Annotated in this window: 27 protein-coding genes; 17 read left to right on the forward strand and 10 right to left on the reverse strand. The window is 70.8% G+C overall.

The features are described 5' to 3' along the window. The 3 genes from ABT015_RS06455 to hutI all read left to right on the forward strand — a co-directional run bounded on the left by ABT015_RS06455 (position 1) and on the right by hutI (position 3792). Positions 1-1182, forward strand: coding sequence for an allantoate amidohydrolase (locus tag ABT015_RS06455; protein ID WP_350877412.1), 1182 nt, complete (start codon positions 1-3; stop codon positions 1180-1182). After that, on the forward strand, positions 1173-2552 hold the full coding sequence (locus tag ABT015_RS06460) for a formimidoylglutamate deiminase (RefSeq protein WP_502897266.1): 1380 nt from the start codon (positions 1173-1175) through the stop codon (positions 2550-2552). The genes ABT015_RS06455 and ABT015_RS06460 overlap by 10 nt, the downstream gene beginning before the upstream one ends. Positions 2553-2616: 64 nt before the next feature. Continuing rightward, entirely contained in the window at positions 2617-3792 is a 1176-nt protein-coding gene (gene hutI, locus ABT015_RS06465; protein WP_350877343.1) for an imidazolonepropionase, read from the forward strand. Positions 3793-4035: 243 nt separating this feature from the next. Here the strand turns inward: hutI and ABT015_RS06470 are convergent, their stop codons facing one another. Next, positions 4036-4236 (reverse strand): DUF397 domain-containing protein, encoded by a 201-nt coding sequence (locus tag ABT015_RS06470; protein WP_350877345.1) that lies wholly within the window; start codon positions 4234-4236, stop codon positions 4036-4038. Continuing rightward, positions 4229-5095 (reverse strand): helix-turn-helix domain-containing protein, encoded by an 867-nt coding sequence (locus ABT015_RS06475; protein WP_350877347.1) that lies wholly within the window; start codon positions 5093-5095, stop codon positions 4229-4231. The genes ABT015_RS06470 and ABT015_RS06475 overlap by 8 nt, the downstream gene beginning before the upstream one ends. A gap of 262 nt (positions 5096-5357) precedes the next feature. Here ABT015_RS06475 and ABT015_RS06480 point away from each other — a divergent pair, with 262 nt between their 5' ends. The 4 genes from ABT015_RS06480 to ABT015_RS06495 all read left to right on the forward strand — a co-directional run bounded on the left by ABT015_RS06480 (position 5358) and on the right by ABT015_RS06495 (position 6853). Next, on the forward strand, positions 5358-5726 hold the full coding sequence (locus ABT015_RS06480) for an ATP-binding protein (RefSeq protein ID WP_350877349.1): 369 nt from the start codon (positions 5358-5360) through the stop codon (positions 5724-5726). Between the two features lie 32 nt (positions 5727-5758). After that, on the forward strand, positions 5759-5977 hold the full coding sequence (locus ABT015_RS06485) for a hypothetical protein (RefSeq protein ID WP_350877351.1): 219 nt from the start codon (positions 5759-5761) through the stop codon (positions 5975-5977). Beyond that, positions 5974-6096: a hypothetical protein gene (locus ABT015_RS06490; protein ID WP_350877353.1), complete on the forward strand. Its 123-nt coding sequence runs from the start codon at positions 5974-5976 to the stop codon at positions 6094-6096. The genes ABT015_RS06485 and ABT015_RS06490 overlap by 4 nt, the downstream gene beginning before the upstream one ends. A 202-nt stretch (positions 6097-6298) precedes the next feature. Beyond that, positions 6299-6853, forward strand: a complete 555-nt coding sequence (locus ABT015_RS06495) for an NUDIX hydrolase (RefSeq protein WP_502897267.1) — start codon at positions 6299-6301, stop codon at positions 6851-6853. 35 nt (positions 6854-6888) lie between these two features. Here the strand turns inward: ABT015_RS06495 and ABT015_RS06500 are convergent, their stop codons facing one another. Then, positions 6889-7968, reverse strand: a complete 1080-nt coding sequence (locus tag ABT015_RS06500; protein WP_350877355.1) for an NsdA family TPR-like regulatory protein — start codon at positions 7966-7968, stop codon at positions 6889-6891. Positions 7969-8295: 327 nt separating this feature from the next. Between ABT015_RS06500 and ABT015_RS06505 the strand changes: the two genes are divergently transcribed. The 3 genes from ABT015_RS06505 to ABT015_RS06515 all read left to right on the forward strand — a co-directional run bounded on the left by ABT015_RS06505 (position 8296) and on the right by ABT015_RS06515 (position 10481). Further along, positions 8296-8466 carry a hypothetical protein gene (locus ABT015_RS06505; RefSeq protein ID WP_350877357.1) on the forward strand — a complete coding sequence of 57 codons (171 nt, stop codon included), beginning with the start codon at positions 8296-8298 and terminating at the stop codon, positions 8464-8466. Positions 8467-8547: 81 nt separating this feature from the next. Further along, entirely contained in the window at positions 8548-9741 is a 1194-nt protein-coding gene (locus ABT015_RS06510) for a JmjC domain-containing protein (protein ID WP_350877359.1), read from the forward strand. After that, positions 9675-10481, forward strand: coding sequence for an aldo/keto reductase (locus tag ABT015_RS06515; protein ID WP_350877361.1), 807 nt, complete (start codon positions 9675-9677; stop codon positions 10479-10481). Before ABT015_RS06510 ends, ABT015_RS06515 begins: the two co-directional genes overlap by 67 nt. On the opposite strand, the gene ABT015_RS06520 is transcribed toward ABT015_RS06515, so the two are convergent. Further along, positions 10469-11296 carry a hypothetical protein gene (locus ABT015_RS06520; protein ID WP_350877364.1) on the reverse strand — a complete coding sequence of 276 codons (828 nt, stop codon included), beginning with the start codon at positions 11294-11296 and terminating at the stop codon, positions 10469-10471. The genes ABT015_RS06515 and ABT015_RS06520 overlap by 13 nt on opposite strands. 144 nt (positions 11297-11440) lie before the next feature. On the opposite strand from ABT015_RS06520, the gene ABT015_RS06525 reads away from it, so the two are divergent. Next, positions 11441-11926: a hypothetical protein gene (locus tag ABT015_RS06525; protein WP_350877366.1), complete on the forward strand. Its 486-nt coding sequence runs from the start codon at positions 11441-11443 to the stop codon at positions 11924-11926. A 48-nt stretch (positions 11927-11974) separates the two neighbouring features. Here ABT015_RS06525 and ABT015_RS06530 read toward each other — a convergent pair whose 3' ends face one another. Both ABT015_RS06530 and ABT015_RS06535 read right to left on the reverse strand, forming a co-directional pair. Next, positions 11975-13981: a S9 family peptidase gene (locus ABT015_RS06530; protein ID WP_350877368.1), complete on the reverse strand. Its 2007-nt coding sequence runs from the start codon at positions 13979-13981 to the stop codon at positions 11975-11977. 108 nt (positions 13982-14089) lie between these two features. Beyond that, a complete protein-coding gene (locus tag ABT015_RS06535) occupies positions 14090-15598 on the reverse strand; it encodes a peptide MFS transporter (RefSeq protein WP_350877370.1) in 1509 nt (502 codons plus the stop codon). A gap of 329 nt (positions 15599-15927) precedes the next feature. Here ABT015_RS06535 and ABT015_RS06540 point away from each other — a divergent pair, with 329 nt between their 5' ends. Next, positions 15928-16602: a response regulator transcription factor gene (locus ABT015_RS06540; protein WP_030290974.1), complete on the forward strand. Its 675-nt coding sequence runs from the start codon at positions 15928-15930 to the stop codon at positions 16600-16602. Between the two features lie 63 nt (positions 16603-16665). Next, on the forward strand, positions 16666-17910 hold the full coding sequence (locus ABT015_RS06545) for a sensor histidine kinase (protein WP_350877372.1): 1245 nt from the start codon (positions 16666-16668) through the stop codon (positions 17908-17910). Between the two features lie 72 nt (positions 17911-17982). Here ABT015_RS06545 and ABT015_RS06550 read toward each other — a convergent pair whose 3' ends face one another. Next, positions 17983-18549, reverse strand: a complete 567-nt coding sequence (locus ABT015_RS06550) for a GtrA family protein (RefSeq protein ID WP_350877374.1) — start codon at positions 18547-18549, stop codon at positions 17983-17985. 246 nt (positions 18550-18795) lie between these two features. On the opposite strand from ABT015_RS06550, the gene ABT015_RS06555 reads away from it, so the two are divergent. From ABT015_RS06555 to ABT015_RS06565, 3 genes are read left to right on the forward strand one after another with little or no spacing between them, the layout of a single operon-like run. Next, a complete protein-coding gene (locus ABT015_RS06555) occupies positions 18796-19935 on the forward strand; it encodes a 5-(carboxyamino)imidazole ribonucleotide synthase (RefSeq protein ID WP_350877416.1) in 1140 nt (379 codons plus the stop codon). Next, positions 19932-20468: a 5-(carboxyamino)imidazole ribonucleotide mutase gene (gene purE / locus ABT015_RS06560; RefSeq protein WP_063349101.1), complete on the forward strand. Its 537-nt coding sequence runs from the start codon at positions 19932-19934 to the stop codon at positions 20466-20468. The genes ABT015_RS06555 and purE overlap by 4 nt, the downstream gene beginning before the upstream one ends. A gap of 31 nt (positions 20469-20499) precedes the next feature. Continuing rightward, positions 20500-21714 carry a dipeptidase gene (locus ABT015_RS06565; protein WP_350877377.1) on the forward strand — a complete coding sequence of 405 codons (1215 nt, stop codon included), beginning with the start codon at positions 20500-20502 and terminating at the stop codon, positions 21712-21714. Between the two features lie 2 nt (positions 21715-21716). Here ABT015_RS06565 and ABT015_RS06570 read toward each other — a convergent pair whose 3' ends face one another. The 3 genes from ABT015_RS06570 to ABT015_RS06580 form a co-directional block, all read right to left on the reverse strand. Beyond that, positions 21717-22130 carry a CoA-binding protein gene (locus ABT015_RS06570; RefSeq protein ID WP_350877418.1) on the reverse strand — a complete coding sequence of 138 codons (414 nt, stop codon included), beginning with the start codon at positions 22128-22130 and terminating at the stop codon, positions 21717-21719. A gap of 56 nt (positions 22131-22186) precedes the next feature. Next, a complete protein-coding gene (locus ABT015_RS06575; RefSeq protein ID WP_350877379.1) occupies positions 22187-23200 on the reverse strand; it encodes an HNH endonuclease in 1014 nt (337 codons plus the stop codon). Between the two features lie 112 nt (positions 23201-23312). Then, positions 23313-24650, reverse strand: a complete 1338-nt coding sequence (locus tag ABT015_RS06580; RefSeq protein ID WP_350877381.1) for a UDP-glucose dehydrogenase family protein — start codon at positions 24648-24650, stop codon at positions 23313-23315. Positions 24651-24831: 181 nt separating this feature from the next. Between ABT015_RS06580 and ABT015_RS06585 the strand changes: the two genes are divergently transcribed. Beyond that, on the forward strand, positions 24832-25283 hold a 452-nt coding region (locus ABT015_RS06585; protein WP_350877383.1), incomplete at its 3' end, for an acyl-CoA dehydrogenase family protein.

Raw genomic sequence — 25283 nt, forward strand, 5'->3', positions numbered from 1 at the left:
ATGTGGGCGGAGCTGCTCCCCGTGGGCCGCTCCGCCGCCTCCGGCGGCTACCGCCGCTTCGCCTGGAACTCCGCCGACGCCGAGTGCCGGGCCTGGTTCGAGCAGCAGGCCCGTGACCGCGGCCTCGCCTACGAGCTGGACCGCAACGGCAACCAGTGGGCCTGGCTGGGCGATCCGAACGCGGGCGGGGCGGTCGTCACCGGCTCGCACCTGGACTCCGTCCCGGACGGCGGCGCCTTCGACGGCCCGCTCGGCGTGGTCTCCTCCTTCGCGGCCCTGGACGAACTGCGCGGCCGCGGGGCCGAGTTCACCCGCCCACTGGCGATCACCAACTTCGGCGACGAGGAGGGCGCCCGGTTCGGCGTGGCCTGCATCGGCTCCCGGCTGTCCGCCGGCGTGCTCTCCCGCGAGGCCGCGTACGAGCTGCGCGACGCCGACGGCGTCCGGCTGCCCGACGCGATGGAGCGGGCCGGCTACGACCCGGGCGCGATCGGCGCGGATGACGACCGGCTGGCCCGGATCGGTGCCTTCGTCGAACTCCACGTCGAGCAGGGCCGCCTCCTCGCCGAGGACCGGCCGGTCGGCGTGGCCAGCGCGATCTGGCCGCACGGCCGCTGGCGGTTCGACTTCCACGGCGAGGCCAACCACGCCGGCACCACCCGGATCGAGGACCGCCGCGACCCGATGCTGACGTACGCCAACACCGTGCTCGCGGCCCGCAAGAAGGCCCGGCAGGCGGGCGCGCTGGCCACCTTCGGCAAGGTCGCGGTCGAGCCCAACGGCACCAACGCGATCGCCTCGCTGGTGCGCGGCTGGCTGGACTCCCGGGCCGCCGACGAGGCGACGCTCACCGCGCTGGTCGAGGAGATCGAGCAGGCCGCCGCCGAGCGCGGCGGGCGCGACGGCGTCCGGGTCGAGCTGACCCGCGAGTCCTACACCCCGGTGGTGGACTTCGACGGCCCGCTGCGCGACCGGCTCGCCAAGCTGCTGGACGCCCCGGTGCTGCCCACCGGCGCCGGACACGACGCCGGGATCCTGGCGTCGGCCGTCCCGACCGCCATGCTGTTCGTGCGCAACCCCACCGGGGTCTCGCACTCCCCGGCCGAGCACGCCGAGGAGGCCGACTGCCTGGCCGGGGTCGCCGCCCTCGCCGACGTACTGGAGGACCTGGCGTGTCGCTGAGCCCATTGACCTCGGGGACCGAGCCGGTGGCGTACTGGGCGCGGTACGCCTGGCTGCCGTACGACAACGGGCCGGTGGTCGAGCCGGACGTGCTGATCACCGTCGGCCCCGGCGGCCGGATCACCGCGGTGACCCCGGACAGCGGGCCCTGCCCGCCCGGGGCCGTCCGCCTCGACGGGCTGCTGCTGCCCGGCCAGGCGAACGCCCACTCGCACGCCTTCCACCGGGCGCTGCGCGGGCACGTCCAGGTCGGCTCCGGCACCTTCTGGACCTGGCGCGACACCATGTACCGGTTCGCCGGGGCGCTCGACCCGGACCGCTACCTGGCGCTCGCCACCGCCGTCTACGCCGAGATGGCGCTGGCCGGGGTGACCGCCGTCGGCGAGTTCCACTACCTGCACCACGCCCCCGGCGGCGCCCGCTACGACGACCCCAACGCGATGGGCGAGGCGCTGATCGAGGCCGCCGCCCGGGCCGGCATCCGGATCACCCTGCTCGACACCTGCTACCTGTCCGCCGGCTTCGGCGCCGAGCCGACCAGGCCGCAGCAGCGGTTCAGCGACGGCGACGCCGAGGCCTGGGCGGTGCGGGCGGACGCGCTCAAACCCCGCGAGCACGCCCGGATCGGCGCCGCCGTCCACTCGGTGCGGGCCGTCCCGGCCGAGCAGCTGGGCACCGTCGCCCAGTGGGCGGCGGTGCGCGAGGCTCCGCTGCACGTCCACCTGTCCGAGCAGACCGCCGAGAACGACGCCTGCCTCGCCGCGCACGGCGTCACCCCGACCCGGCTGCTCGCCGACCACGGCGTGCTCGGCCCGCGCACCTCGGCCGTGCACGCCACCCACCTCACCGACGAGGACGTCCGGCTCCTCACCGACACCTCCACCACCATCTGCATGTGCCCCACCACCGAGCGGGACCTCGCGGACGGCATCGGCCCGGCCCGCCGGCTCGCCTCGGCGGGCTGCCCGGTCACCCTGGGCAGCGACAGCCACGCCGTCATCGACCCGTTCGAGGAGGCCCGCGCCCTGGAGCTGAACGAGCGGCTGCGCACCCGCACCCGCGGGCACTGGACGGCCAACCTCCTGCTGCGGGCCGGCACCGAGGACGGGCACGCCTCGCTCGGCTGGCCGGAGGCGGGGCGGATCGAGGCCGGCGCGCTCGCCGACTTCACCGTGATCGCCCTGGACTCGGTGCGCACCGCGGGCCCGCCGCCCCGGCTCGGCGCCGAGACCGCCGTCTTCGCGGCCTCGGCGGCCGACGTGCGGCACGTGGTGGTCGGCGGCCGGCAGATCGTCCGGGACGGCGTGCACCAGCTCGTCGCGGACGTGCCGGGCGCGCTGCGGGACTCGATCGGCGTGCTGGACCACTGAGCCGTTCGCCACTGAGCCGTTCGCCACTGAGACGTTCCTCCAACCCCCTTCGGAAGGCTTTGTCTTGAGCACCCCGACCACCCTGATCACCGGCATCGGCAGCCTGGTCACCAACGACACCGGGCACGGCACCGGGCCGCTCGGCCTGCTCGCCGACGCGGCCGTGGTGATCGACGGCGGAACGGTTGCCTGGGTCGGCCCGGCAGCCCAGGCCCCGGCAGCGGACGAGCGCTTCGACGCCGAGGGGCGGGCGCTGCTGCCCGGCTTCGTCGACTCGCACGCCCACCTGGTGTTCGCGGGCGACCGTACGGCCGAGTTCAACGCCCGGATGTCCGGGCAGGCGTATTCGGCGGGCGGCATCCGTACGACGGTGGCGGCCACCCGGGCGGCGAGCGACGCCGAACTGGAGGCCAACCTGGCCGGGTTCGTCCGGGAGGCGCTGCGGCAGGGCACCACCACGATCGAGTGCAAGTCCGGCTACGGGCTGACGGTCGAGGACGAGGCGCGGGCGCTGCGGATCGCCGCGCGGCACACCCCGGAGACGACGTACCTGGGCGCGCACGTGGTCGCGCCCGAGTACGCCGACGACCCGGCCGGGTACGTCGACCTGGTCACCGGCGAGATGCTGGACGCCTGCGCCCCGCACGCCCGCTGGGTGGACGTGTTCTGCGAGCAGGGCGCCTTCGACGGCGACCAGGCGCGGGCTGTTCTGACGGCGGGGATCGAGAAGGGCCTCACGCCGCGAGTGCACGCCAACCAGCTCACGTACGGGCCCGGCGTGCAGCTCGCGGTGGAGCTGGGGGCCGCCTCGGCGGACCACTGCACCCACCTGACGGACGAGGACGTGGCGGCGCTGGCGGGGTCGGCGACGGTCGCGACGCTGCTGCCGGGTGCGGAGTTCTCCACCCGCGCCGAGTACCCGAGCGGGCGGCGGCTGCTCGACGCGGGGGCCGTGGTGGCACTCTCCACCGACTGCAACCCGGGTTCCAGCTTCACCAGTTCGATGGCGTTCTGCATCGCGGTCGCGGTCCGGGAGATGGGCATGACCCCGGACGAGGCGGTGTGGGCGGCCACGGCCGGCGGCGCCCACGCGCTGCGGCGCACGGACGTGGGGTCGGTGGCGGTCGGCTCGCGGGCGGACCTGCTGCTGCTGGACGCCCCGTCGCACGTCCACCTGGCGTACCGCCCGGGCGTGCCGCTGACGGCCGCGGTCTGGCGCGCGGGCGTCCGGGAGGTCTGAGCCCGGGGACCGTCTTGCTCAGGTGGCGGCGGAAGGGCCAGCAGGCCCTGATGCCGACTTCTCCCGGGGTCATCAGGGCTGACGGTAGGCGCAGACAAGCAGGGTGTCGGCAGCACGTGCACCCGGTACGGCAGGAGGGAGCCGGTCGACACTGATCTTCGTGAACCCCGACTCTTTAACTTAGCCGCATCTCCTCTACCGGCGGCCTCTTGCTCCCAGCAAGAGGCCGCCGGAACGATTCGTTCAGGGGGTGGTGGTGAGGTGGTCGAACTCGCCGGCCTTGGCGCCCTGGAGGAAGGCGGCGAATTCGAGGCGGGTGGTTCGGACGATCGCCTCGCCCTCGTCGGACTCCCGGAGTTCGATCACCCCGTCGGCGGTCCGCACCTCGACACAGTCGGAGTTGGAGCCGGAGTAACTGGACTTCTGCCAGGCAGAGTTAGACATGCTTACTTTCCATATCCTTCTTGATGGATCGAATGAACTCTCGGGAGTCGCCTTCGGACAGAGCCGCTGAACCGAGCCGGGCGAGCATGGCGCGAAACCTGGCGATGTGAGCGGGCGCATCGAAGAGCACGTTGCCGACGGCGGAGTCCACCTGCACGGTGTCGAGCTCCCGAACCGGGCCTTCGACATACGTGAAGTTTTCGTAGTTGAGCGGAAGCGTGTCTACATCGAACAGCACGACTCGGATCGAGACCTTTGGGCGCCCGGAGTCTTCGATGAGGCTGCAGAGCTGTTCGGCTTGGATCTGCGGTCCGCTGAACTGCATCCGCAAGGCAGCCTCATGGATGTAGGCGGAGTACGGTGTCGCGCCGGATTGAAGCAGCTCTCGTCGTCGGATGCGGAACGCGGTTCTCAGGTCGACCTCGTGGCGCGGGAGAGGTGTCAAGGCTCGTTCGAAGACGGCAGACGTGTATCCACTTGTCTGGAGCAGCCCGGGGATGAAGGCCATCGTGTAGGTCGAGAGCCCGCTTGTATGGCCTTCGATCTCGGCGACCTCAAGGAAGTCGCTCGAGAGGGTCCCGCGGTACTCCTCCCACCAGCCGCCCTTGTCGCGATCCGTGATGATCGCTGCCAACGCATCGATCAGAGGCTCGTTGACGCACATGCACAATGCCGCAATCGTGCGCAGGCGTTCGACGCTGACGCCGGTCCTGCCGCTCTCCATCTGTGTCACATGGGCAGGGTTGATGCCCAACGCGCGGGCGAGTTGACTCCCGCCGAGGCCTGCCTGCTCCCGCATCCGGCGCAGCTCAGCACCCAGGCGTAGCTGACGGAGGGTCGGGTTCGTTCGAAGCGCCATGGAGTCCTCCCTGCAAGTCGTGGGACCAGTCTGCCGGAGAGGGACTGCCACGTTAGAGGGAACTTCCTCTGCTTCGCCACAAATCTGTGGCGCCCCGCGCTATCGTCGTCTCCAGCTCGACCCGACGAATCGTCAGTAATTCCTGCGTCCACGGCAGTAGGCGCCTGCTGCCCGCGCGCCGCAGAACAGCCGCCGCCCCGGCCTGGCTCACGGCGACGACCGTCATCACCTCTCCCCACGCCACAGCCTCACGGAGGTTCCCGTGTGCACCCGTAACACCCCCTCGCTCACCCTCTCCCGGCAGGCCCTGCGGGACGCCATGACCCGCAGCGGCTGGGACGCCGACGCCATCTTCAACGCCGAACTCGCCCTCTGCGAGCTCATCGTCAACGCCTGGCGGCACGGCGACACCCCCGCGCCCGTCGTCTGGTTCTCCGTCCTCGGCCGCACCCTCCGGGTCACCGTCTCCGACGAGAGCGACGCCCTCCCCCGGCAGCGAACCCCCGCCGATTTCGCCGAGTCCGGCCGGGGCCTCCAGCTCGTCGCCGGGCTCACCCGCCGCTGGGGCGTCGACCCGCAGAAGCGTGGCAAAACCATCTGGTACGAGCTGGAGCTGGACTCCCTCGCGTGACCCGCGATCCCGTCGTTCCGGAGGACTCCCGGATGCGCGACTACACCAAGCCCCACATCATGGACCTCCTGGGCGAGTTGCACAGGCGCGGCCTGCCGCACGGGCTCCTCTGGGGATCCGCCTCCCCCGGCGAAACGACCCTCGACGGCCGCATCCTGATCGACTTCGGGAATGCGCCGGTCAGTACTCTGCTCAACCTCCTCCACCTGCTCCGCGACCTGGACGATGACGACGAGGGGTGGCGCCAGTGAGGCTCTTCATCGGCGCGGTCCTCCTGGCCCTCCTCGTCCTCGCGATCGCCACCGTGGCCCTCGGCGTCCTCGCGACCCTCAAGATGCCCCGCCCCGAGGAGCGCGACGAGCACCCCTGACCCACCCCACGAAGGCCCTCGCCCACCCCGGGTGAGGGCCTCGCGGGCGTTCGGCCGGATGCGGTATGAGTGCTGCGAACGTGGCGTTCAGCAGTCGGGGAGATCAGTTGCACCTGGAAGGACGAGGACCCGAACATGCGTCCTCCGTTCGGTGGGTGTGGTCAACTAGGCCCACTGACAACTTCCCAGGATGTGATTGCTGATGAGCACTCAGGCCGACGGGCTGGAACCGTGGAAGATTTACGGCGACCGCTTGGTTTATGACAACCCTTGGGTACAGCTGGCCCTCGTGGACGTCGAGCCTCCTGGGGTAGCGCGCTTCGAGCATCACATGGTGCGATTGAAGCGCGTGGCCATAGCCGCGGTACTAGATGCCGACGAACGCGTGTTGATGCTCTGGCGATACCGCTTCGTGCCACAGTCCTGGGGCTGGGAGCTTCCCGGCGGCATTGTCGATCCCGGAGAGGACGGCCTGGGAGCCGCTCTGCGCGAGGTCGAGGAGGAGACCGGCTGGCGACCGGATCAGCTCGACCACGTGGTCACCTTCCAGCCGATGGTCGGCATGGTCGACTCGCCGCATGAGGTGTTCGTTGGTCATGGAGCGACCCTTGTGGGCGAGCCGGAAGCCGGCGAGGAGGCCGGCCGCGTCGCTTGGCTGCCGATGTCCGAGATCCCGGCGCTGATGGCGGAGGGGAAACTCATGGGTTCCGGAACCCTGGTGGCGCTCTTGCACATCCTGGCTTCCCGTAAGCAGTGACACCCGGAGAGCCCGTGGTCCCTGTCGTGACTCCCCTATCGCGACTCTCCGAACTTCTCGACCAGTTGGTTGATTCGGCTGCGTTGGCGCGCTGATCCCGTGCGATTGGCCAGCAGCCGCGCCTGTCGTAAGTGGCCAACGGCCTCGCTCTGTTCCTCTCGGGCGAGATGAGCCTGGGCGAGATCGCAGTGCAGACCGGCGGTTGCCCTGGTAAAGGTGGCATCCATGGTGGCGAGAGCGTCGTACAGGTCGCTCATCGCAGCGTCGTCCCCAAGGCGGGCGAGCACATTGCCTCGCCACCGGGCCAGGTGGCTGTCGTTGAGGAAGATGCTCGACATGTCGGGGTCGCGGTCCGAAGCTCCGGCGGGGAGAGCGGCCGCTGCCAGGTCCAGGGACCGTCGGCAGGCTTCTGTCTGGCCTGCCTGGGCGAGGAGTTCGGCTTCGGCGGCATGCAACCATGCGTCCAGCCGAGGGGAGGCCTTGGTGCCGACGATGCGGTGGGCCTCCTGAACGAGCTGTACGGCGAGGTCGTTCTTCCCGGCAGCCGACAGCACGTATGCCTGCTCGGCCATGGCGTGCGCCACGTACATGGGTTCCCTCGACTCGGTGGCGGCCCGCTTGCCCAGTTCGTAGTGGCGCCATGCCCGTTCAGTGGCGCCGATGTCGAGCGCCTGCCACGCCGCCAGCGTGGCAGCCCCGGCGAGTGCACGGGCGATCGGTTCCCTGGTCGTGGGCAGTACGGCGAAGGTCAGTGATTCTTCCAGGGCTTTCAGGTGTGCCTGCATCTGGTCCACCAGGGCAGCAGCCCCCATCTGGCGGTCCACCGTGCGCAGGAGCTCGGTCTGGGCCATGAAGATGTCCACCGTGCCACGGCTGAGGCTGTGGGCAGCGTCGATGCGGACGACTAGTTCGTCATAACCAGCTACCGCCAGTGGTTGGTTGCCTGTTGTGTCGCTGCCGAGGAGTTCTCGGTCGGTGAGCCCGAGCAGTGCGCGAAGTATCGATGCATACAGGGGGCCGATCGGCCGGCGGCTGTTCTCCCACTCCGAGACGTAGACGCGCAGACTCGCTGTCGAGGCGATGCCGAGGAGGCGCTGCCGGGCGTACCGCTCCATCTCGTGAACTAGCCGGTCCTGCGACCAGCCCCGCTCCTTTCGAGCTTGCCGCAACTGAGCTGACATATCTCAGCCCCATCTCCCGTGATCGTGCCCACCGCTGCGTCCTGGCTGTGTCGGCGCAGGTCGGGAAGGGTTAACTCGCGAGCGTTAAGGACGGTTGGCTACCGGCCTGGCGAACAGTCATATTCCATTGTTCTCAGGCTAATCACTGAGATGCCTTCTGTTTCGAGGTTCCGGGCGATCAGCCCCTACCCAGTGCCGGAGGGGTTCGCCCCAGACCTTCGCCCGGAATCGGGCGGAGCCGAGAAGAAAGGAGAGCGCCACGTGGACGACACCACGAAGAAGCCGCTGACGAAGACGAGTGGGCTGCTGGTCGCGGTCGAGGAGCTGGCCGCTGTCCAGGACAGGTACGACAGCCTCCGCTCCGACAACGCCGGATCGTCCGGCGATGCTCCGTGGCCCGGCGGTGACGGAAACCTGACCGACGTCGCCTAAGACCCGGTCATCCCCCGGGGCGGGAACTCGTGCACCGCGCGAGTTCCCGCCCCACTCCAGCACACCCCTACGGAGGCAGCAGTGGAACACCGACTGGTCACCGCCATCGAGACGGCCCTCGGATGGCGCAGCTCCGAGCCGATCGGCACCGGCTTCGTTCTCGGGCGGATCGAGGACGACGCGCTCCTGTCGCGCATCCTCACCCCGAACAAGCTGCTCGACATCGCGATGCGGCGCAGCCTCAACCGGCCACAGTTCCGGGCCTTCCAGAACGGCGAGGAAGTCCACCCTGCCGTGTACTTCACCGACAGCGTCAGCCCGCGCGGACAGTCCATCCCGATGGCGAACATGTACCGCCTCGGCGACCTGCTCCGGCAGGGCGCGACGCTCATCATGGACCAGGTCAACGTCTTTGACCCCACCATGGAGGTCACCTGTCGCGCCTTGCAGTGGTGGGCGCACGAGCGCGTGCAAGTGAACGCGTACCTCACCACCAACGACGCCGCCGGGTTCCCACTGCATTGGGACGACCATGACGTGGTCATCGTTCAGCTGTCGGGGGAGAAGGACTGGGAGGTTCGAGACACCTCCCGCACTGCTCCCATGTACCGGGACGCCGACCCCAACAGCACGCCCAGCGACACCGTGATCTTCAACGGCACACTTCAGGCTGGCGACGTCATGCACATCCCGCGCGGCCATTGGCACCAGGCCACCCGCACCGGAAGCGGCACTGGTCACAGCCTCCACGTCACCTTCGGAATCACCAAGCGCACCGGCGCCTCCTGGATGGCCTGGCTGGGTGATTGGTGCCGCGAGCAGGAGATCTTCCGCCACGACCTCGACCGCAGGGGTACTGGCAGCTCCGCTCTGATGGAAGCTGCCAGTCGCCTCGTCTGCCAGCGCGGCCCGGAGGACTTCCTCAGCGCCCACAGGCAGCAGACCGCCCCCGGGCGCCACGTCCCCTTCCTCGGCATCTTCGGCCCGCTCCGCGCCGTTGTGTGTACCACCCACTTCCCGCCCCGGCTTAGGGAGAACGGGGACGCCGTGGACGTCATGGCGGCCGGGAAGAAGCTCACCTTTGCCGCGAAGGCCCTTCCCTCCTTGCGGTTGCTGCTCAGCGGCAGGCCGGTGGCGCTCGAGCAGGCAGCGGCGGCCGCCGGGGACGAGATCCACGAGGTTGCCGTGGCCCTGATCAAGGAGGAGTTGTGCGCACCGCTAACCGACGAATTGTCCTGGGGCTACACCGGTCTCGTCACCGACGCGACCTCCTGAGCCACGCCCTGGACCTCGGCGTCACCGCGCTCGACACCGCGTCGAACTACCTTGGCCATCACTCCCACTGCACCCTCACGATGGTTGCCGGCGACCTGCTCGCGAAGTTCTCGATCTCCACGAAAGTTGGCTACTTCGAGGACGGGCACAGCCTCCTCCCGGCCCGGCTCCGGTGCGCTGTCGAGAAGACGGCGAAGGATCTCGGCTGTGAACCGGACACAGTCCTCCTCCACAACCCTGAGCATTCCACCCCCAACGCCGAGACTCTGAGGCGTGCGTGCGCGGTCTTGTCCGACGCGGCTGCGGCGGGGCTGTGCGGGCGCTGGGGGATTTCAACCTGGGACCCCCGTCCGCTGGTCGGCCTCGCCATACCTCGGCCGGAAATTCTGATGGTCCGGTCCGGCCTTCTGGTCAGCAGCAGCGTGCTCGATGCCGCCCAGGCGCTGGTGACCGGGTGGCGGCCGACCACGGTATGGGGGATGAGCCCGTTCGGCGGCAGTGCGACGGCATCCGTATGGTCGAGGGTGGACCCGAGGGTGTTCCTGCAGGTACCACAGGTACCAGCTGTCACGGCGGTTCAGGCAGCATTCCGGGTCGCCTTCGCGCTTCCCGAGGTAGAGGCGGTGGCGGTGGGCACCGATGATGCTGAGCATTTGCGGGAGCTGCTCGGTGGCCTGGCGTATGAGATCGACACCGAGGTGGTCCGGTCATACCGGCAGCTTCTGAGTCAGTCCGGCTGAAGCTCCTTCGCCACCTGCTCCGCCAACACGCGGGCGCCCTCAAGGCGCGGGTCCTCGGGATGCGCGTACGGCCCGAGGATCTTCGCCGCGACGAACAAGGTCATCAGCTTGCCGTCCCGGCTCGCGAAGTCGCCGCTCCTCTCGACGCGAACGCGATCGGCCAGCGCCGGAACAGCGAGTGACGCCGCCCACAGCGTGGCAGCGTCCAGACCACGTGGGGCCATGCCCCAGTCCTCCCAGTCGAAGACGCAGAACTCGGGCGCCGTCACGTTCGCCCAGTTCAGATCCGCATGCGCCGGACACCACTCGCTCACCACAGCGTCGATCCCGGGGAACACCTGGCTGATCGTTCGACTCACCAGCTCCTGGGTAATCGTCTCCATGTCCGGTGTGGCGATCCGATTCGTCCGTTGCTTCGCGAGCGCGTCGAGGGAGGTATTCAGCGCCGGCCACCAGTTGGACGGCAAAGCGGGGTCCTCGGCCACAACTGCGGACCCCACTGGGGTGGATGGCAGCAGTTCGGTTTCATCGGCCCGCCACATCACTGGCTCGGCGTCGTCCCGCCAGGCGACGCCGGCCAGCCACGCGGGCTTCGCGATCCCGTGCAGCGCCTCAGCGGAGGGGGTCCCGTCCCCGCCTTGGACGCCGATTCGGTCGAGTCCGCGCCGTTCGATGCGCACCCAGGTGCCACGCTCCGTACCGGCTCCCACGGACCGGCGTTTGCGGACCACCGTCGCCTTGTCGAGCCGGGTCCCCAAGGCCGTCTCGACGCGTTCCAACACCTCGTCGACCGGCACCCGGCGTAGATCCGTCATGGGACAACGGTAGCGATGCTCAGCGGAGTTGGGAGTCGCTCCGAACGAGACGCCGTCAGCCGGCCCGCGCCCGAACGATCAAGCTCTCGGGTCTGGCATCGTGAGCGGGATCTGGAACTGGCCGAGCAGCACATCCGCGCGGCCATGAAGATCGGCGACCATCGCACGGAGCTGGCGTTCATGCGGTTGCGCCAACAGCGCACTGACCGGCCGCCGTTCGAGGACTACCTGCGCGGCCGGGAGTGGCCCGCCGACGGGGTGCGGACCACCACCGCCCTCGCCCCGCCTGACACGGGCGGGTGGTTCGAGCAGTTCGTCATCGGGGCGGCCGTGCCCGGTGTGTTCTGGCGGGCAGAGCGCCACGACGACGGCGCGTACACCCTGTGGCTCCACAGCCGCGACACCCGCTCCTGGGCCTCGGCCGACTACGAGCGTGGCCGCACCGCGTACGAGGTGTACCAGTCCGGCCCCCGGAACCTCTGGGACGAGGTGGAGGCCGCCCGGCGCCGGTGGGACGCCCGGGGCCGCCCCGGCCCCGCCCGCTTCGGCCTCACCGCTACCCCGGACGCCCACACCATGTGGCTGGACTCCCCGGAGAGCCCGGAGGCCATCCGCGTCCTCGGGGGGTGAGGGCGTGCGCAGGAAGTCGGCCCGGCCGACTTCCTGCGCGCTCATGCTCTACCTGCCCAATGACCGCCGCAGGAACTCCAGTTCATGCAGCAGCAGGTGCTCCACCACCGCCTCGTCGGTCGGCCGGTGGCCGGTGCCACGCAACGGCAGGACCTCGTGCGGGCGGCCGGCGGCGAGGAGGGCGCTGGAGAGCCGCAGGGCGTGGACGGGGAAGACGTTGTCGTCGTCCAGGCCCTGGATCAGCAGCAGGGGGCGGCTCAGCTTCGGGGCCTCGGTGATGAGCGAGCCGCTGTCGTAGTGCTCGGGATGCTCGTCGGGGTGGCCGAGGAAGCGCTCCTGCCAGTGGGTGTCGTACAGCCGCTGGTCGGTGGGGGCGGCCCCGGCCGAGGCGGCGTGGAAGACGTCGGGGCGCCTCAGCACCGCGAGGGCGGCGAGGAAGCCGCCGTACGACCAGCCCCGGATGCCGACCCGGTCGAGGTCCAGCAGTTCGGGTCGCAGCCGGGCGGCCTCGTGCAGGGCCTCGATTTGGTCCTCCAACGCCGGCCCGGCCTTGTCGCCGTAGATGGTCTTGTCCCAGCGCGGCCCGCGCCCCGGGGTGCCGCGCCCGTCCGCCACCAGCACCGCGAAGCCCTGGTCGGCGAACCATTGCGACACCTGCTCGTGCCAGGCGCCGCCGGTGGTGGCCTTCTGCATCGCGGGCCCGCCGTACGGGTCGAGCAGGACGGGCAGCGGGGTGCCGCCGGGGCGGTGGCCGGTGGGCAGGAAGAGGTTGGCGCGCAGTTCGCGCGGGCCGAGGCGGAGCAGCTCGGGGCGGGTGGTGACGACGGGCGCTTCGGTGTACGAGGTGAGCGCCAGCGGCGGGCGGCCCTCCCGCAGAACGGTGGCGCGGCCGCCGGTGGTGAGGACCAGCGTGCCGCCGCGCTCGACGCCGCCGTGTACGCCGGGCCCGCTGCTCAGCCTTCGTACGCCGGAGCCCGGTTCGTACGTCCACAGGTGGGTCTCGGTGGGCTCCTCGGAGGCGGTGAACAGCACCGTCTCGCCCTCCGTCCCGAGGACGGCCCGCAGCTGTAGCCCCGCAGGGGTGACCGGTTCGCCGTCGACGGTCAGGTGCCGGGTGTCGCCGTCGTCGGCGGTGTCGACCAGCGCGCCGCCCGCCGTCCGCACCGGCAGGCCCGGGATCAGTTCGACCCACCGCGGGTCGGCTCGCTCGGCGAGCACCAGGGTGTCCCCGTTCGCCCTGATCGCCAGCGTACGGACGGTGCGCTGGTCGCGGCTCTGCACGGCGGCGTACGGCCCGTGGTCGTCCCACCCGGCGGCGGTCAGGTACTCGAAGGAGGCGCGGTCCCAGCGGACCTCGGTACGGCCGCCGTCGAGGCCGAGCAGCCAGAGCGTGACCTCGGCGTTGGCGGTGCCGGCCAGCGGGTAGCGGATGACGCGCGGCGGCTGCCCCGGGTCGGTGGGGTCGGCGAGGAACCAGCGGGTGACCGTCCGGTTGTCGACCCGGGCGACCAGCAGGGCGGTGCCGTCGGGGGACCACCAGTACCCGCGGGTGCGGTGCATCTCCCCGGCGGCGACGTACTCGGCCAGGCCGTAGCCGACGTCCTCGGCCTCCGGCTCGGCCAGCGCCCGGTCGCCCGTACCGTCCGCACCGGCCACCCGCAGGGCGCCGCCGCTGACGTAGGCGATCCGGCGGCCGGTCGGGTCGAGCCGGGGGTCCTGCGGAGGGCCGGGGACGGGGACGGCGCGGACGGTGCCGTCAGCGGTGTCGGCCAGCCACAGCGTGCCGTCCAGCGCGAAGGCGGCGAGCCGGCCGGTGGCGTCGGTGCTGTACGCGGCGATGCCGACGGAGGCGCCCAGCGCGGCCGGGTCGGCGATCAGCCGTTCCCGGCCGGTGGCGGTGTCGAGCGCCCAGAGGCAGGCGAGCGGGTCGGTGCCGCCGCGGCTGCGCAGGAACAGGACGGCGGCGCCGTCGGCGGTGATGCCCGGGTGGGTGGGGGCGCCCAGGGTGAAGTGCCGGGTGCGGGCGAGCTGGCGCGGTAACGGGTCGGTCGTCATGCCGGGCACCATAGGCACGGTCTGTGTGGCGCTGTCGAGCGAAAACCGGCCGGGGCCGCCGCGGATCTCAGGAATCCGCGGCGGCCCCGGTGCGGGCGGGTGTGGGCGTCAGTGGACGTCGCCCATGAGCGTGACGACCCGCTTGCGGTACATCGCGAGCGCGAGGCCGGCGACGATCGCCATGCCGCCCTGGACCGCGAAGTACCAGCTGCTGCCGACCACCTTGTCGCCCAGCACCAGCTGGAAGATGGCGGCCACGCAGTCACCGGCGGTGACGGCGAGGAACCAGACGCCGACCATCTGGCTGGCGTACTTGGCGGGCGCCAGCTTGGTGGTCACGGACAGGCCGACGGGGGAGAGGGCGAGCTCGCCGACGGTCTGGACCAGGTAGACCATGGCCAGCCACAGCGGGGTGACCTTGGTGTCGCCGGTGGCGGCGGCCATCGCCAGCATCATGACCATGAAGGAGGCGCCGATCATCAGCAGACCGAAGGCGAACTTCATGGTGGTGCTGGGGTTCTTCGACCGGCGGGCCAGCGCGACCCAGAGCCAGGCGAAGACCGGGGCCAGCGCCATGATGTACAGCGGGTTGAGCGACTGGAACCAGCTGGACGGGAAGTTGATCCCGAACAGCGTCGAGGCGGTGTGGTCCTTGGCGAAGACGTTCAGCGTCGAGCCGGACTGGTCGTAGATCATCCAGAACACGGCGGCGGCGACGAAGAACCAGATGTAGCCGCTCATCTTGGACTGCTCGTCGGCGCTGAGGTCCTTGTCGCGCTTCACCTTGGCGAACACGAAGAAGGGGATCGCCAGGCCGGCGATGGACAGCGGCCAGACGGCCCAGTCGATGGTGAAGTGGCCGGTGGAGACGACGATGCCGTAGAAGACGACCGCCGCGGCCAGCCAGATGCCGGCCTTGCGGAAGATCTTGCGCTTCTCGTCCGCGCCGATCGGCGAGGTCACGATGTCGCTGGTGGGGCTCAGGTGGCGGGTGCCCAGCAGGAACTGGATCAGGCCGAGCGCCATGCCGATGCCGGCCAGGGCGAAGCCCAGGTGCCAGTCGACCTTCTGGCCGACGGTGCCGACCACCAGCGGGGCGAAGAACGCGCCGAGGTTGACGCCCATGTAGAAGATCGTGAAGCCGCCGTCGCGGCGCGGGTCGTTCGGGCCGTCGTAGAGGTGGCCGACCATCGTGGAGATGTTGGCCTTGAGCAGGCCCGAGCCCACCGCGATGCAGACCAGACCGGCGAAGAACGCGCCGGTGAACGGCACGGCCAGCAGGAAGTGGCCGGCCATGATGATCGTGCCGCCGATGGCGACCGTCTTGCGGGCGCCGAGGAAGCGGTCGGCGATCCAGCCGCCCGGGAGGGCCAGCAGGTAGACCATCGCCGTGTAGACGCTGTACACGGCGCCGGCGGTCGCCAGCTTCATGCCGAGGCCGCCGTCCGTGACGGAGGCGGTCATGTAGAGCACCAGCAGGGCGCGCATGCCGTAGTAGCTGAAGCGCTCCCACATCTCGCTCAGGAAGAGCGTGGCGAGCCCTCGGGGGTGACCGAGGAAGGTCTTGCCGCTGGGCGAGGCCGGGGTGAGGCCGGCTTCCAGGGTGGTAGACGCCATGAGTAGGGGTTCCTTGCCTGACAGCGTCCGCCAAGGGGGGTGGCGGCGGACGTGGACGGAACCACTCTACGTGGCGATATTTAGCGTTATCAGATGACAAAAGCCACGAATCAGGTAGGGGAATGGCAAAGTCCGCGACAGATCCGTCCGATCTATCCATGGTAGACAGGCAAATTTCCCTTCAATTTAAAGATTGAAGGCCGGATTCTTCGCCGAACGGGCGGTCTGCGACGGCGTGTTGAGTCTGAAGGGGCTCCTGTGTAACGATCACGCTCTGTGAACTACCTCACAAGGCAGTCCGCCATACCCGGGCGGACTACCATCACCACATGACCTGTGTGCTGCTCGCCGAGGACGATCCGGCGATCTCCGAACCGCTCGCCCGAGCCCTGCGACGTGAGGGCTATGAGGTGCTCGTCCGCGAGGACGGTCCGACCGCACTGGCCGCGGGCCTGACCGAGGAGGTCGACCTCGTCGTCCTCGACCTCGGCCTGCCCGAGATGGACGGCCTGGAGGTCTGCCGTCGCCTGCGCGCCGACGGCAAGAGCTGCCCCGTCCTGGTGCTCACCGCCCGCGCGGACGAGGTGGACACCGTGGTCGGCCTCGACGCCGGTGCCGACGACTACGTGACCAAGCCCTTCCGCCTGGCCGAACTGCTCGCCCGCGTCCGCGCCCTGCTCCGGCGCGGCAACGTCGACCAGCTCACCACCGGCGCGCACGGGGTGAAGATCGACATCGAGTCCCACCGCGCCTGGCTCGGCGAGGAGGAGCTCACCCTCTCCGCCAAGGAGTTCGAGCTGCTGCGCGTCCTCGTCCGGGACGCCGGCCGGGTGGTCACCCGCGAGGAGATCATGCGGCAGGTCTGGGACACCACCTGGTGGACCTCCACCAAGACCCTGGACATGCACATCTCCTGGCTCCGCAAGAAGCTCGGCGACGACGCGGCGAACCCGCGCTACATCGCCACCGTGCGCGGAGTGGGCTTCCGGTTCGAGAAGAATTAGCCCCGTACGGAGAACGCGGCCGGGAGTCGGCCGACGAAGCGGAGCACCTCGGGGAGCGGCAGCGTGAAACGCCGGATGATCAACTCGCTGCTGGGCGTCGTCCTGGTGGTGGTCGTGGTGTTCTGCGTGCCGCTCGCCCTGGTCGAGAAGCGCACCATCGTCAACTCGGCCCAGGACCGGGTGGACGCGTCCGCCGTCCGGGTGCTCGCCCTGGTCGAGAACCGGCTCTCCGCGGGCGAGCCGGTCACCGGCCGGGCCTTCGACAACCAGGTCACCGAGGGCAGCTACGTCGAGGTGCAGATCCCCGGCCAGGACGTCGTCTCCAGCGGCGAACGCCTGGCCGGCGGCCACCTGCTGAAGGCCGTCGAACGCGGCAACAGCGGCGAGGTCGTCACCGTCGAGCAGTCCCGCGCGGACGTCGACCACGAGATCGCCAACATGCTGCTGCTGCTCGGCGTGGTCGCCCTGCTGGCCGTCCAGGCCGCCGTGGCGCTCGCCGTCTGGCAGGCCAAACGGCTCGCCCGGCCGCTCACCGACCTGGCCGAGACCGCCGAACGGCTCGGCTCAGGCGACCCGCGCCCCCGCGACCGCCGCTACGGGGTGCCCGAACTCGACCGGGTCGCCGAGGTGCTGGACACCAGCGCCGAGCGGATCGCCCGGATGCTCACCGCCGAACGCCGGCTCGCCGCCGACGCCTCGCACCAGCTGCGCACCCCGCTCACCGCGCTCTCCATGCGGCTGGAGGAGATCACCGCCCTCGCCGAGGAGCCGGAGACCGTCAAGGAGGAGGCGACCATCGCCCTCCAGCAGGTCGAACGGCTCACCGACGTCGTCCAGCGGCTGCTCACCACCCAGCGCGACCCGCGCAGCCCCACCGCGGTGGCCTTCGACCTGGACGAGGTGATCAAGCAGCAGGTCGAGGAGTGGGGCCCGTCGCTGCGCGAGACCGGACGGGTGCTGTCCCTGGAAGGCCTGCACGGGGTCACCGCCGTCGGCACCCCGGGCACCGTCGCCCAGGTGCTGGCCACCCTGATCGAGAACTCGCTGATGCACGGCGCCGGGACGATCACCCTGCGGGTCCGGCCCTCCGGCACCTCGGTGGTGGTCGAGGTGCAGGACCAGGGCGCCGGCGTGCCACCGGACCTCGGGAACCGGGTGTTCGAACGCGCCGTCAGCGGCCGCAACTCCACCGGCATCGGCCTGGCCGTCGCCCGTGACCTCGCGGAGGCGGACGGCGGGCGGCTCGAACTGCTCTCGCTGAAGCCCGCCGTGTTCGCGCTCTTCCTCGGCCGCAGCCACACGGACTGAGCCGGGGCGGGAGCCGGTCGGGGGTGCGGCCTAGGTGCGGCCTAGGTGCGGCCGGGGGTTACGGCCGGGCGGCTATTCGGCCTTGGCGTAGCGGATCTGCTCGGCGGCCAGCATCAGCTCGGCCTGGGCGGCCAGCTCCTGGCCGCTGGCGCCGCCGGTGCCGCCGGTGCCGCTCGCTTCCTGCGCGACCGGCTCGGGCAGCGCCTTGAACACCCAGGTCCGGTACGAGAAGAAGCGGAACACGGTGGCCACCGCGAGGCCGGCCACCTTGGCGCCCAGCTGCTCGTAGTGCGAGTCGAGGCCGAGCACGTACACCGAGAAGCCGAGCACCCCGGTCTCGATCAGCATGCCGATGCCGCTGTACACCAGGAACAGCGTGATCTCCCGCTTGCGCGAGGCGGCATCGCGGTCCCGGTACAGCCAGTAGCGGTAGCCCAGGTAGTTGGTGGCGATGGCGATCAGCGTCGCCGCGATGTTGGACCGCAGCGAGGCCAGGCCCAGCCCGTTGAGGCACACCCAGAACACGGCGAAGTTGACCACCACGCCGCTCAGGCCGACCAGGCCGAACTTCACCACTTCGCCTGACAGCCCCCGCAGTTTCTGCGAGAGCGAAGGGCTCGAAGCTTCGGTCGTCGCCATACCGGGCTGCCTCCATGTGCCTGCGGGTCGAAGAGCGGATCGCGTGGACGCGTCCACCCCTTGAGCCCTGCGTGCACGCACATGATCGGACTGCGCAGACCAGGACCTAGCCGTCCAGGCTACCCGCTTCCACCGAACGGCTCAGCCCCCAGGGCTCCGGGTTGACTGGGACGCCCAGCCCACCCCAGCGGTTCCACCACCCCCGACCGGCCCGGATATCCTGGCGGGGTGACTTCCCCGGGCAATGTGAATTTTCCAGTGGTGGGCATGATCGGCGGCGGGCAGTTGGCCCGCATGGCACACCAGGCGGGCATCCCGCTCGGGGTCAGGTTCAAACTCCTCGCCGACACGCCCCAGGACTCCGCCGCACAGGTGGTCTCCGACGTCGTCCTCGGTGACTACCGCGACCTCGACACGCTGCGCCGCTTCGCGGCCGGCTGCGACGTGATCACCTTCGACCACGAGCACGTCCCCACCGAGCACCTGCGGGCCCTGGAAGCCGACGGCATCGCCGTCCGGCCCGGCCCGGACGCGCTGGTCAACGCCCAGGACAAGGGCGTCATGCGGGCCAAGCTCGACGCCATCGGCGTGCCCTGCCCCCGCCACCGGATCGTCGCCGACCCGGCCGACGTCACCGCCTTCGCGAACGAGGGCTCCGGCTACCCGGTCGTGCTGAAGACCGTCCGCGGCGGCTACGACGGCAAGGGCGTCTGGGTCGTCGACGGCGAGGAGGACGCGCAGGCGCCGTTCCTGGCCGGCGTCCCGGTGCTCGCCGAGGAGAAGGTCGACTTCGTCCGCGAACTCGCCGCCAACGTCGTCCGCTCGCCCAGCGGCCAGGCCGTCGCCTACCCGGTGGTGGAGAGCGTCCAGGAGAACGGCGTCTGCGCCGAGGTCACCGCCCCCGCGCCGGACCTCGACCCCGCCCTCTCCGACGAGGCCCAGCAGCTGGCCCTGCGCATCGCCGGCGACCTCGGCATCACCGGCCACCTCGCCGTCGAACTGTTCCAGACCAGGGACGGCCGGATCCTCGTCAACGAACTCGCCATGCGCCCCCACAACTCCGGGCACTGGACCCAGGACGGCGCCGTCACCTCGCAGTTCGAGAACCACCTGCGGGCCGTCCTCGACCTCCCGCTCGGCGACCCCCGGCCGCGCGCCAGGTGGACCGTCATGGTCAACGTCCTCGGCGGCGACTACCCGGACATGTACCACGCCTTCCTGCACTGCATGGCCCGCGACCCCGGCCTGCGGATCCACATGTACGGGAAGGACGTGAAGCCCGGCCGCAAGGTCGGCCACGTCAACGTCTTCGGGGACGACCTCGACGACGTCCGCGAGCGCGCCCGCCACGCGGCCGCCTACCTGCGAGGAACGATCACCGAATGACCTCCTCCCCTTCGAGCCCGCTCGTCGGCATCGTCATGGGCTCGGACTCCGACTGGCCCGTCATGGAGGCCGCCGCCCAGGCCCTCGACGAGTTCGAGATCCCCTACGAGGTCGACGTCGTCTCGGCGCACCGGATGCCCCGCGAGATGGTCGCGTACGGCGAGAACGCCCACCGGCGCGGCCTCAAGGCCATCATCGCCGGCGCCGGCGGCGCCGCCCACCTGCCGGGCATGCTCGCCTCCGTCACCCCGCTGCCCGTCATCGGCGTGCCGGTGCCGCTGCGCTACCTGGACGGCATGGACAGCCTGCTGTCCATCGTCCAGATGCCGGCCGGCGTCCCGGTCGCGACCGTCTCGGTGGCCGGCGCGCGCAACGCCGGCCTGCTCGCCGTGCGGATGCTGGCCGCGTTCGACCCCGAGCTGACCGAGCGGATGACCGACTTCCAGGCCGAGCTGAACAACCAGGCCACCGAGAAGGGCAAGAAGCTCCGCGCCAAGGTGGCCGGATCCTCCTCCTTCGGCTTCGGCAAGTAGCCCCGGCGGCGGGTGGGGTAGAACAGCCGGTATGACTACCGATCCGGACTCCCCCACCCCGCTGGACCGCGCCAAGGCCCTGCTGCGCACCGCCCCCGTGGTCGACGGCCACAACGACCTCCCGTGGGCGATGCGCGAGCAGGCCGGGTACGACCTCGGCGCGGTCGACCTCGCCGCCGACCAGAGCGACCGCCTGCACACCGACCTCGCCCGCCTCGCGGAGGGCGGGGTCGGCGCGCAGTTCTGGTCCGTCTACGTGCCGACCCGGCTGGCCGGCGACCACGCGGTGAGCGCCACCCTGGAACAGATCGACTTCGTCCACGCCCTGGTCGAGCGCTACCCCGACCGGCTCCGGCTCGCCCGCACCGCCGACGACATGGAGGCCGCCCGCGCCGAGGGCCGGATCGCCTCCCTGATGGGCGCCGAGGGCGGCCACTCCATCGACTGCTCGCTCGCCACCCTGCGTGCCCTCCACGAGCTCGGCGTGCGCTACCTGACGCTCACCCACAACGACAACGTGCCGTGGGCCGACTCCGCCACCGACAAGCCGGCGGCCGGCGGGCTGACCCGCTTCGGCGAGGAGGTCGTCCGGGAGATGAACCGGCTCGGCATGCTCGTCGACCTCTCGCACGTCTCCGCCGACACCATGCGCGACGCCCTGCGGGTCACCGAGGCGCCGGTCGTCTTCTCGCACTCCTCCGCCCGCGCCGTCTGCGACCACCCGCGCAACATCCCGGACGACGTGCTCGCCCAGCTGCCCGCCAACGGCGGCGTGGCGATGGCCACCTTCGTGCCCAAGTTCATCCTGCCCGCCGCCATCGAGTGGACCCTGGCCGCCGACGAGAACATGCGCGCCCACGGCTTCCACCCGCTCGACACCACCCCGCCCGCGATGGAGCGCCAGCGCGCCTTCGAGGCCGCCAACCCGCGCCCGATCGCCACCCCGGCCACCGTCGCCGACCACCTCGACCACCTGCGCGAGGTCGCCGGCATCGACCACATCGGCATCGGCGGCGACTTCGACGGCACCGCCTTCCTGCCCGACGGCCTGGGCTCGGTGGCCGGCTACCCCAACCTGATCGCCGAACTCCTGCGCCGGAACTGGTCCGAGGCCGACCTCGCCAAGCTCACCTGGCACAACGCCGTCCGCGTCCTGCGCGACGCCGAGTCCGTCGCCGCCGGGCTGCGGGCCGGCCGTCGTCCGTCCATCGCCACCATCGCGCAGCTGGACGGCGCGCAGGGCTGAGGTCAGCCCAGCCGCGGGATCTCGATGGCCGGGCACCTGTCCATCACCATGGCGAGCCCGGCCGTCCTGGTCCGCGCGTACGCGGCCTCGTCGACCACACCCAGCTGGAACCAGACGGCCCTCGCCCCGGCCACCACCGCCTGGTCGGCCACCTCCCCGGCCAGCGCGCTGTTCACGAACACGTCCACCACGTCGACCGGGAACGGGATCGCGGCGAGCGAGGCGTAGCCGGGCTCGCCGAGGACCGTCTCGGCCTTCGGGTGCACCGGCACGACGCGCTTGCCGTACCGCTGGAGCACCCCGGCCACCCCGTAGGCGGCCCGGGCGGTGTTGTTGGACAGGCCCACCACCGCCCAGGTGTCGCCGGTGCCGGTGAGGATCTCGCGAACCGTCGCGTCGTCGCCGTAGCTCGTCATGCCGGTGCCAACGACGGCCACGGGCGCCGGATTCCCGCGAGCCCCGTACGGAGGGGTCAGTCGAAGTGCGCCTGCACCTGGCGGATGAAGGCGGGCCAGCGGCTGCCCGGCGAGCGCGAGCCGAGCTTCGCGTGGTTGAGGCTCGCCCGCAGGTTGTCCTTCAGCCGGACCGGGGAGTTCATGACGGCCTCGTTGCGACTGGCCAGTCGGTCGAGTTCCTTCAGGGTCGGCAGGCGGTCGCTCTTGGCGCTGTTGCACGCCTCGTGGGTAGGCGAGAGGTTCCATGGGCGGTCCAGGTCCGGTTGTGGCCCGCCCGGCTCGAAATCGAAGCGCTTCATCAGCGAGAACGGGAAGACGTGGTCGACGGCGACCTTGTCCTCAGCGGTGATGGGTTCGTCGCAGATCAGGCAGCGCCCGTGCTGGAAGCCGATCAGGGCGTCGGCGACCCCGGTGACGGGGCGTCGACGGCGCCGATCCATCAGGAGCCACCGCTCCACATCCACCGAGAGTTCGTCGGCGAGCAGGCCACGGCCGATGCCCAGGGCGAAGGCGGACTCCACGATGCTCCAGCGTGCCGCCAACTCCGCCCGCAGTCCGGCGGCCTGTTCCGACGCGGCGATCTGCTGGAGGGCGGGAGTGAGCAGGACGACGCGGTCCCGTCCCCGGCCGGACAACTCGTAGAAGCGGTGCGCGACCTCGGTGCCGCCCGCGAGGTTGTGGAACCGGTCCATGACCATGTCCGGCATCGACTTGCAGGCGGCTTGGAGGAGTCGCTCGGTGGGGCGTCCGGCGGCCAGGCACTCGTCGGTCTCCTGCGCGGAGACGGCGAGGAAGTCGTCGTCCCCGCCCATGGCCGGGGCCTGAGGGGCGTCGCGCAACCGGGTGACCAGAGCCATGGAGTACGGCTCGGCCAGTTCGTGCAGCGGCACCTCGGTGCGTCCGGCGGCCGCGCACTCCAGCAGGGCGGATCCCAGCGCGAACTTGTACGTGCGGGCGTTACGGCCCATGAGGACGGCCTGTCGCCAGGCGGTGCGCGGCGTCGGCTCTCGCCGGTAGAACTCTGTCGTCATCGCGTGCTCCAGGTCGGTCGAACGGGAGGCGTAACTTCAGAACGAAGGGTGGAATTCCAGACGCGCCCGCCCCCAGGGGTCCGGGGGCGGGCGCGGGAAGTGTCGGCAGGCGTCAGCTGGGGCGGCCGAGGGCGCGGTAGGTCCAGCCGGCGGCGCGCCAGGCGTCGGCGTCCAGGACGTTGCGGCCGTCGAGGAGGCGGCGTTCGGCGACCACGGCGCCGAGGTCGGCCGGGTCCAGCTCGCGGAACTCGGCCCACTCGGTGAGGTGCAGGACGACGTGGGCGCCCTCGGCGGCCTCCAGGGCCGAGTCGGCGTAGGCGAGCGAGGGGAACATCTTGCGGGCGTTGTCGACGGCCTTCGGGTCGTAGACGGTGACCTGGGCGCCCTGGAGTTGGATCTGGGCGGCGACGTTGAGCGCGGGGGAGTCCCGGATGTCGTCCGAGTTGGGCTTGAACGCGGCGCCGAGGACGGCCACCCGGCGGCCCAGGAAGCCGCCGCCGCACTGCTCGCGGGCCAGCTCCACCATCCGGGAGCGGCGGCGCATGTTGATCGAGTCGACCTCGCGCAGGAAGGTCAGTGCCTGGTCGGCGCCGAGTTCGCCGGCCCGGGCCATGAACGCCCGGATGTCCTTGGGCAGGCAGCCGCCGCCGAAGCCCAGGCCGGAGTTGAGGAACTTGCGGCCGATCCGCTCGTCGTGCCCGAGCGCGGTGGAGAGCAGCGTGACGTCGGCGCCGGCCGCCTCGCAGACCTCGGCCATCGCGTTGATGAAGGAGATCTTGGTGGCCAGGAAGGAGTTGGCGGCGGCCTTCACCAGCTCGGCGGTCGCGTAGTCGGTGACCAGGAACGGCACCCCGGCCGCGATCGGCTCGGCGTACACCTCGCGCAGCAGCCGCTCGGCGCGCTCGCTGTGGGCGCCGACGACGATCCGGTCCGGGCGCAGGGTGTCCTGGACGGCGAAGCCCTCGCGCAGGAACTCCGGGTTCCAGGCGAGTTCGGCGCCCGCGCCGACGGGTGCCAGCGCGGCCAGCCGCTCGGCGAGCCGGCTCGCCGAGCCGACCGGCACGGTGGACTTGCCGACCACCAGGACCGGGCGGGTCAGGTAGGGGGCGAGGCCGTCGATCGCGGCGTCGACGTACGACATGTCGGCGGCGAACTCGCCCTTGCGTTGCGGGGTGTTGACGCAGACGAAGTGCACGTCGCCGAACTCCGCGGCCTCCTGGACGGAGCTGGTGAAGCGCAGCCGGCCGGTCGAACCCTCGTGCCCGGCGACGTGCTTGAGCAGCAGCTCGGACAGCCCCGGCTCGTACATCGGGACGCGGCCGGCGGTCAGCGTGGCGATCTTGTCGGGGTCGATGTCCAGGCCCAGCACCTCGAAGCCGAACTCGGCCATCGCGGCCGCGTGCGTGGCGCCGAGGTAGCCGGTGCCGATCACGGAGATGCGGAGGGTCACGGGTTCCCCTTTGTGCGGACTCGACCTGTACGGGTGCCTCTGATGCTATCCGCCCCGACGGATCCGGCCTCGATCGCCTGTACACCGGGGACGCTAGGCAGCCGCAGGTCGGAGCCCTAGGATCTCTACTGAACGGTAGTTAACACCGGATCGACTTCGATCACTGGACGAGGCGGGCATCATGGCGGGCAGCGCAGGGGCGGCTGACTTCGATCTCTTCCGTATCTCCGAGGAGCACGAGATGCTCCGTGAGGCGGTGCGTTCGCTGGCCGAGGCGAAGATCGCTCCGTTCGCGGCGGAGGTGGACGAGCAGGGGCGGTTCCCGCAGGAGGCGTTGGACGCGTTGCGGGGGAGTGATCTGCATGCGGTGCACGTGCCGGAGGAGTTCGGTGGTGCGGGGGCGGACGCGCTGGCGACGGTGATCGTGATCGAGGAGGTGGCGCGGGTGTGTGCGTCGTCCTCGTTGATTCCGGCGGTGAACAAGCTGGGGTCGTTGCCGGTGCAGTTGTCGGGTTCGCCGGAGTTGAAGGCGAGGTATCTGGGGGCGCTGGCGCGGGGTGAGGGGATGTTCTCGTACTGCCTGTCGGAGCCGGAGGCGGGTTCGGACGCGGCGGGGATGCGGACCCGGGCGGT

It is taken from the genome of Kitasatospora sp. NPDC094016 (assembly GCF_040304045.1).
In the GTDB taxonomy this organism is placed as follows: domain Bacteria; phylum Actinomycetota; class Actinomycetes; order Streptomycetales; family Streptomycetaceae; genus Kitasatospora.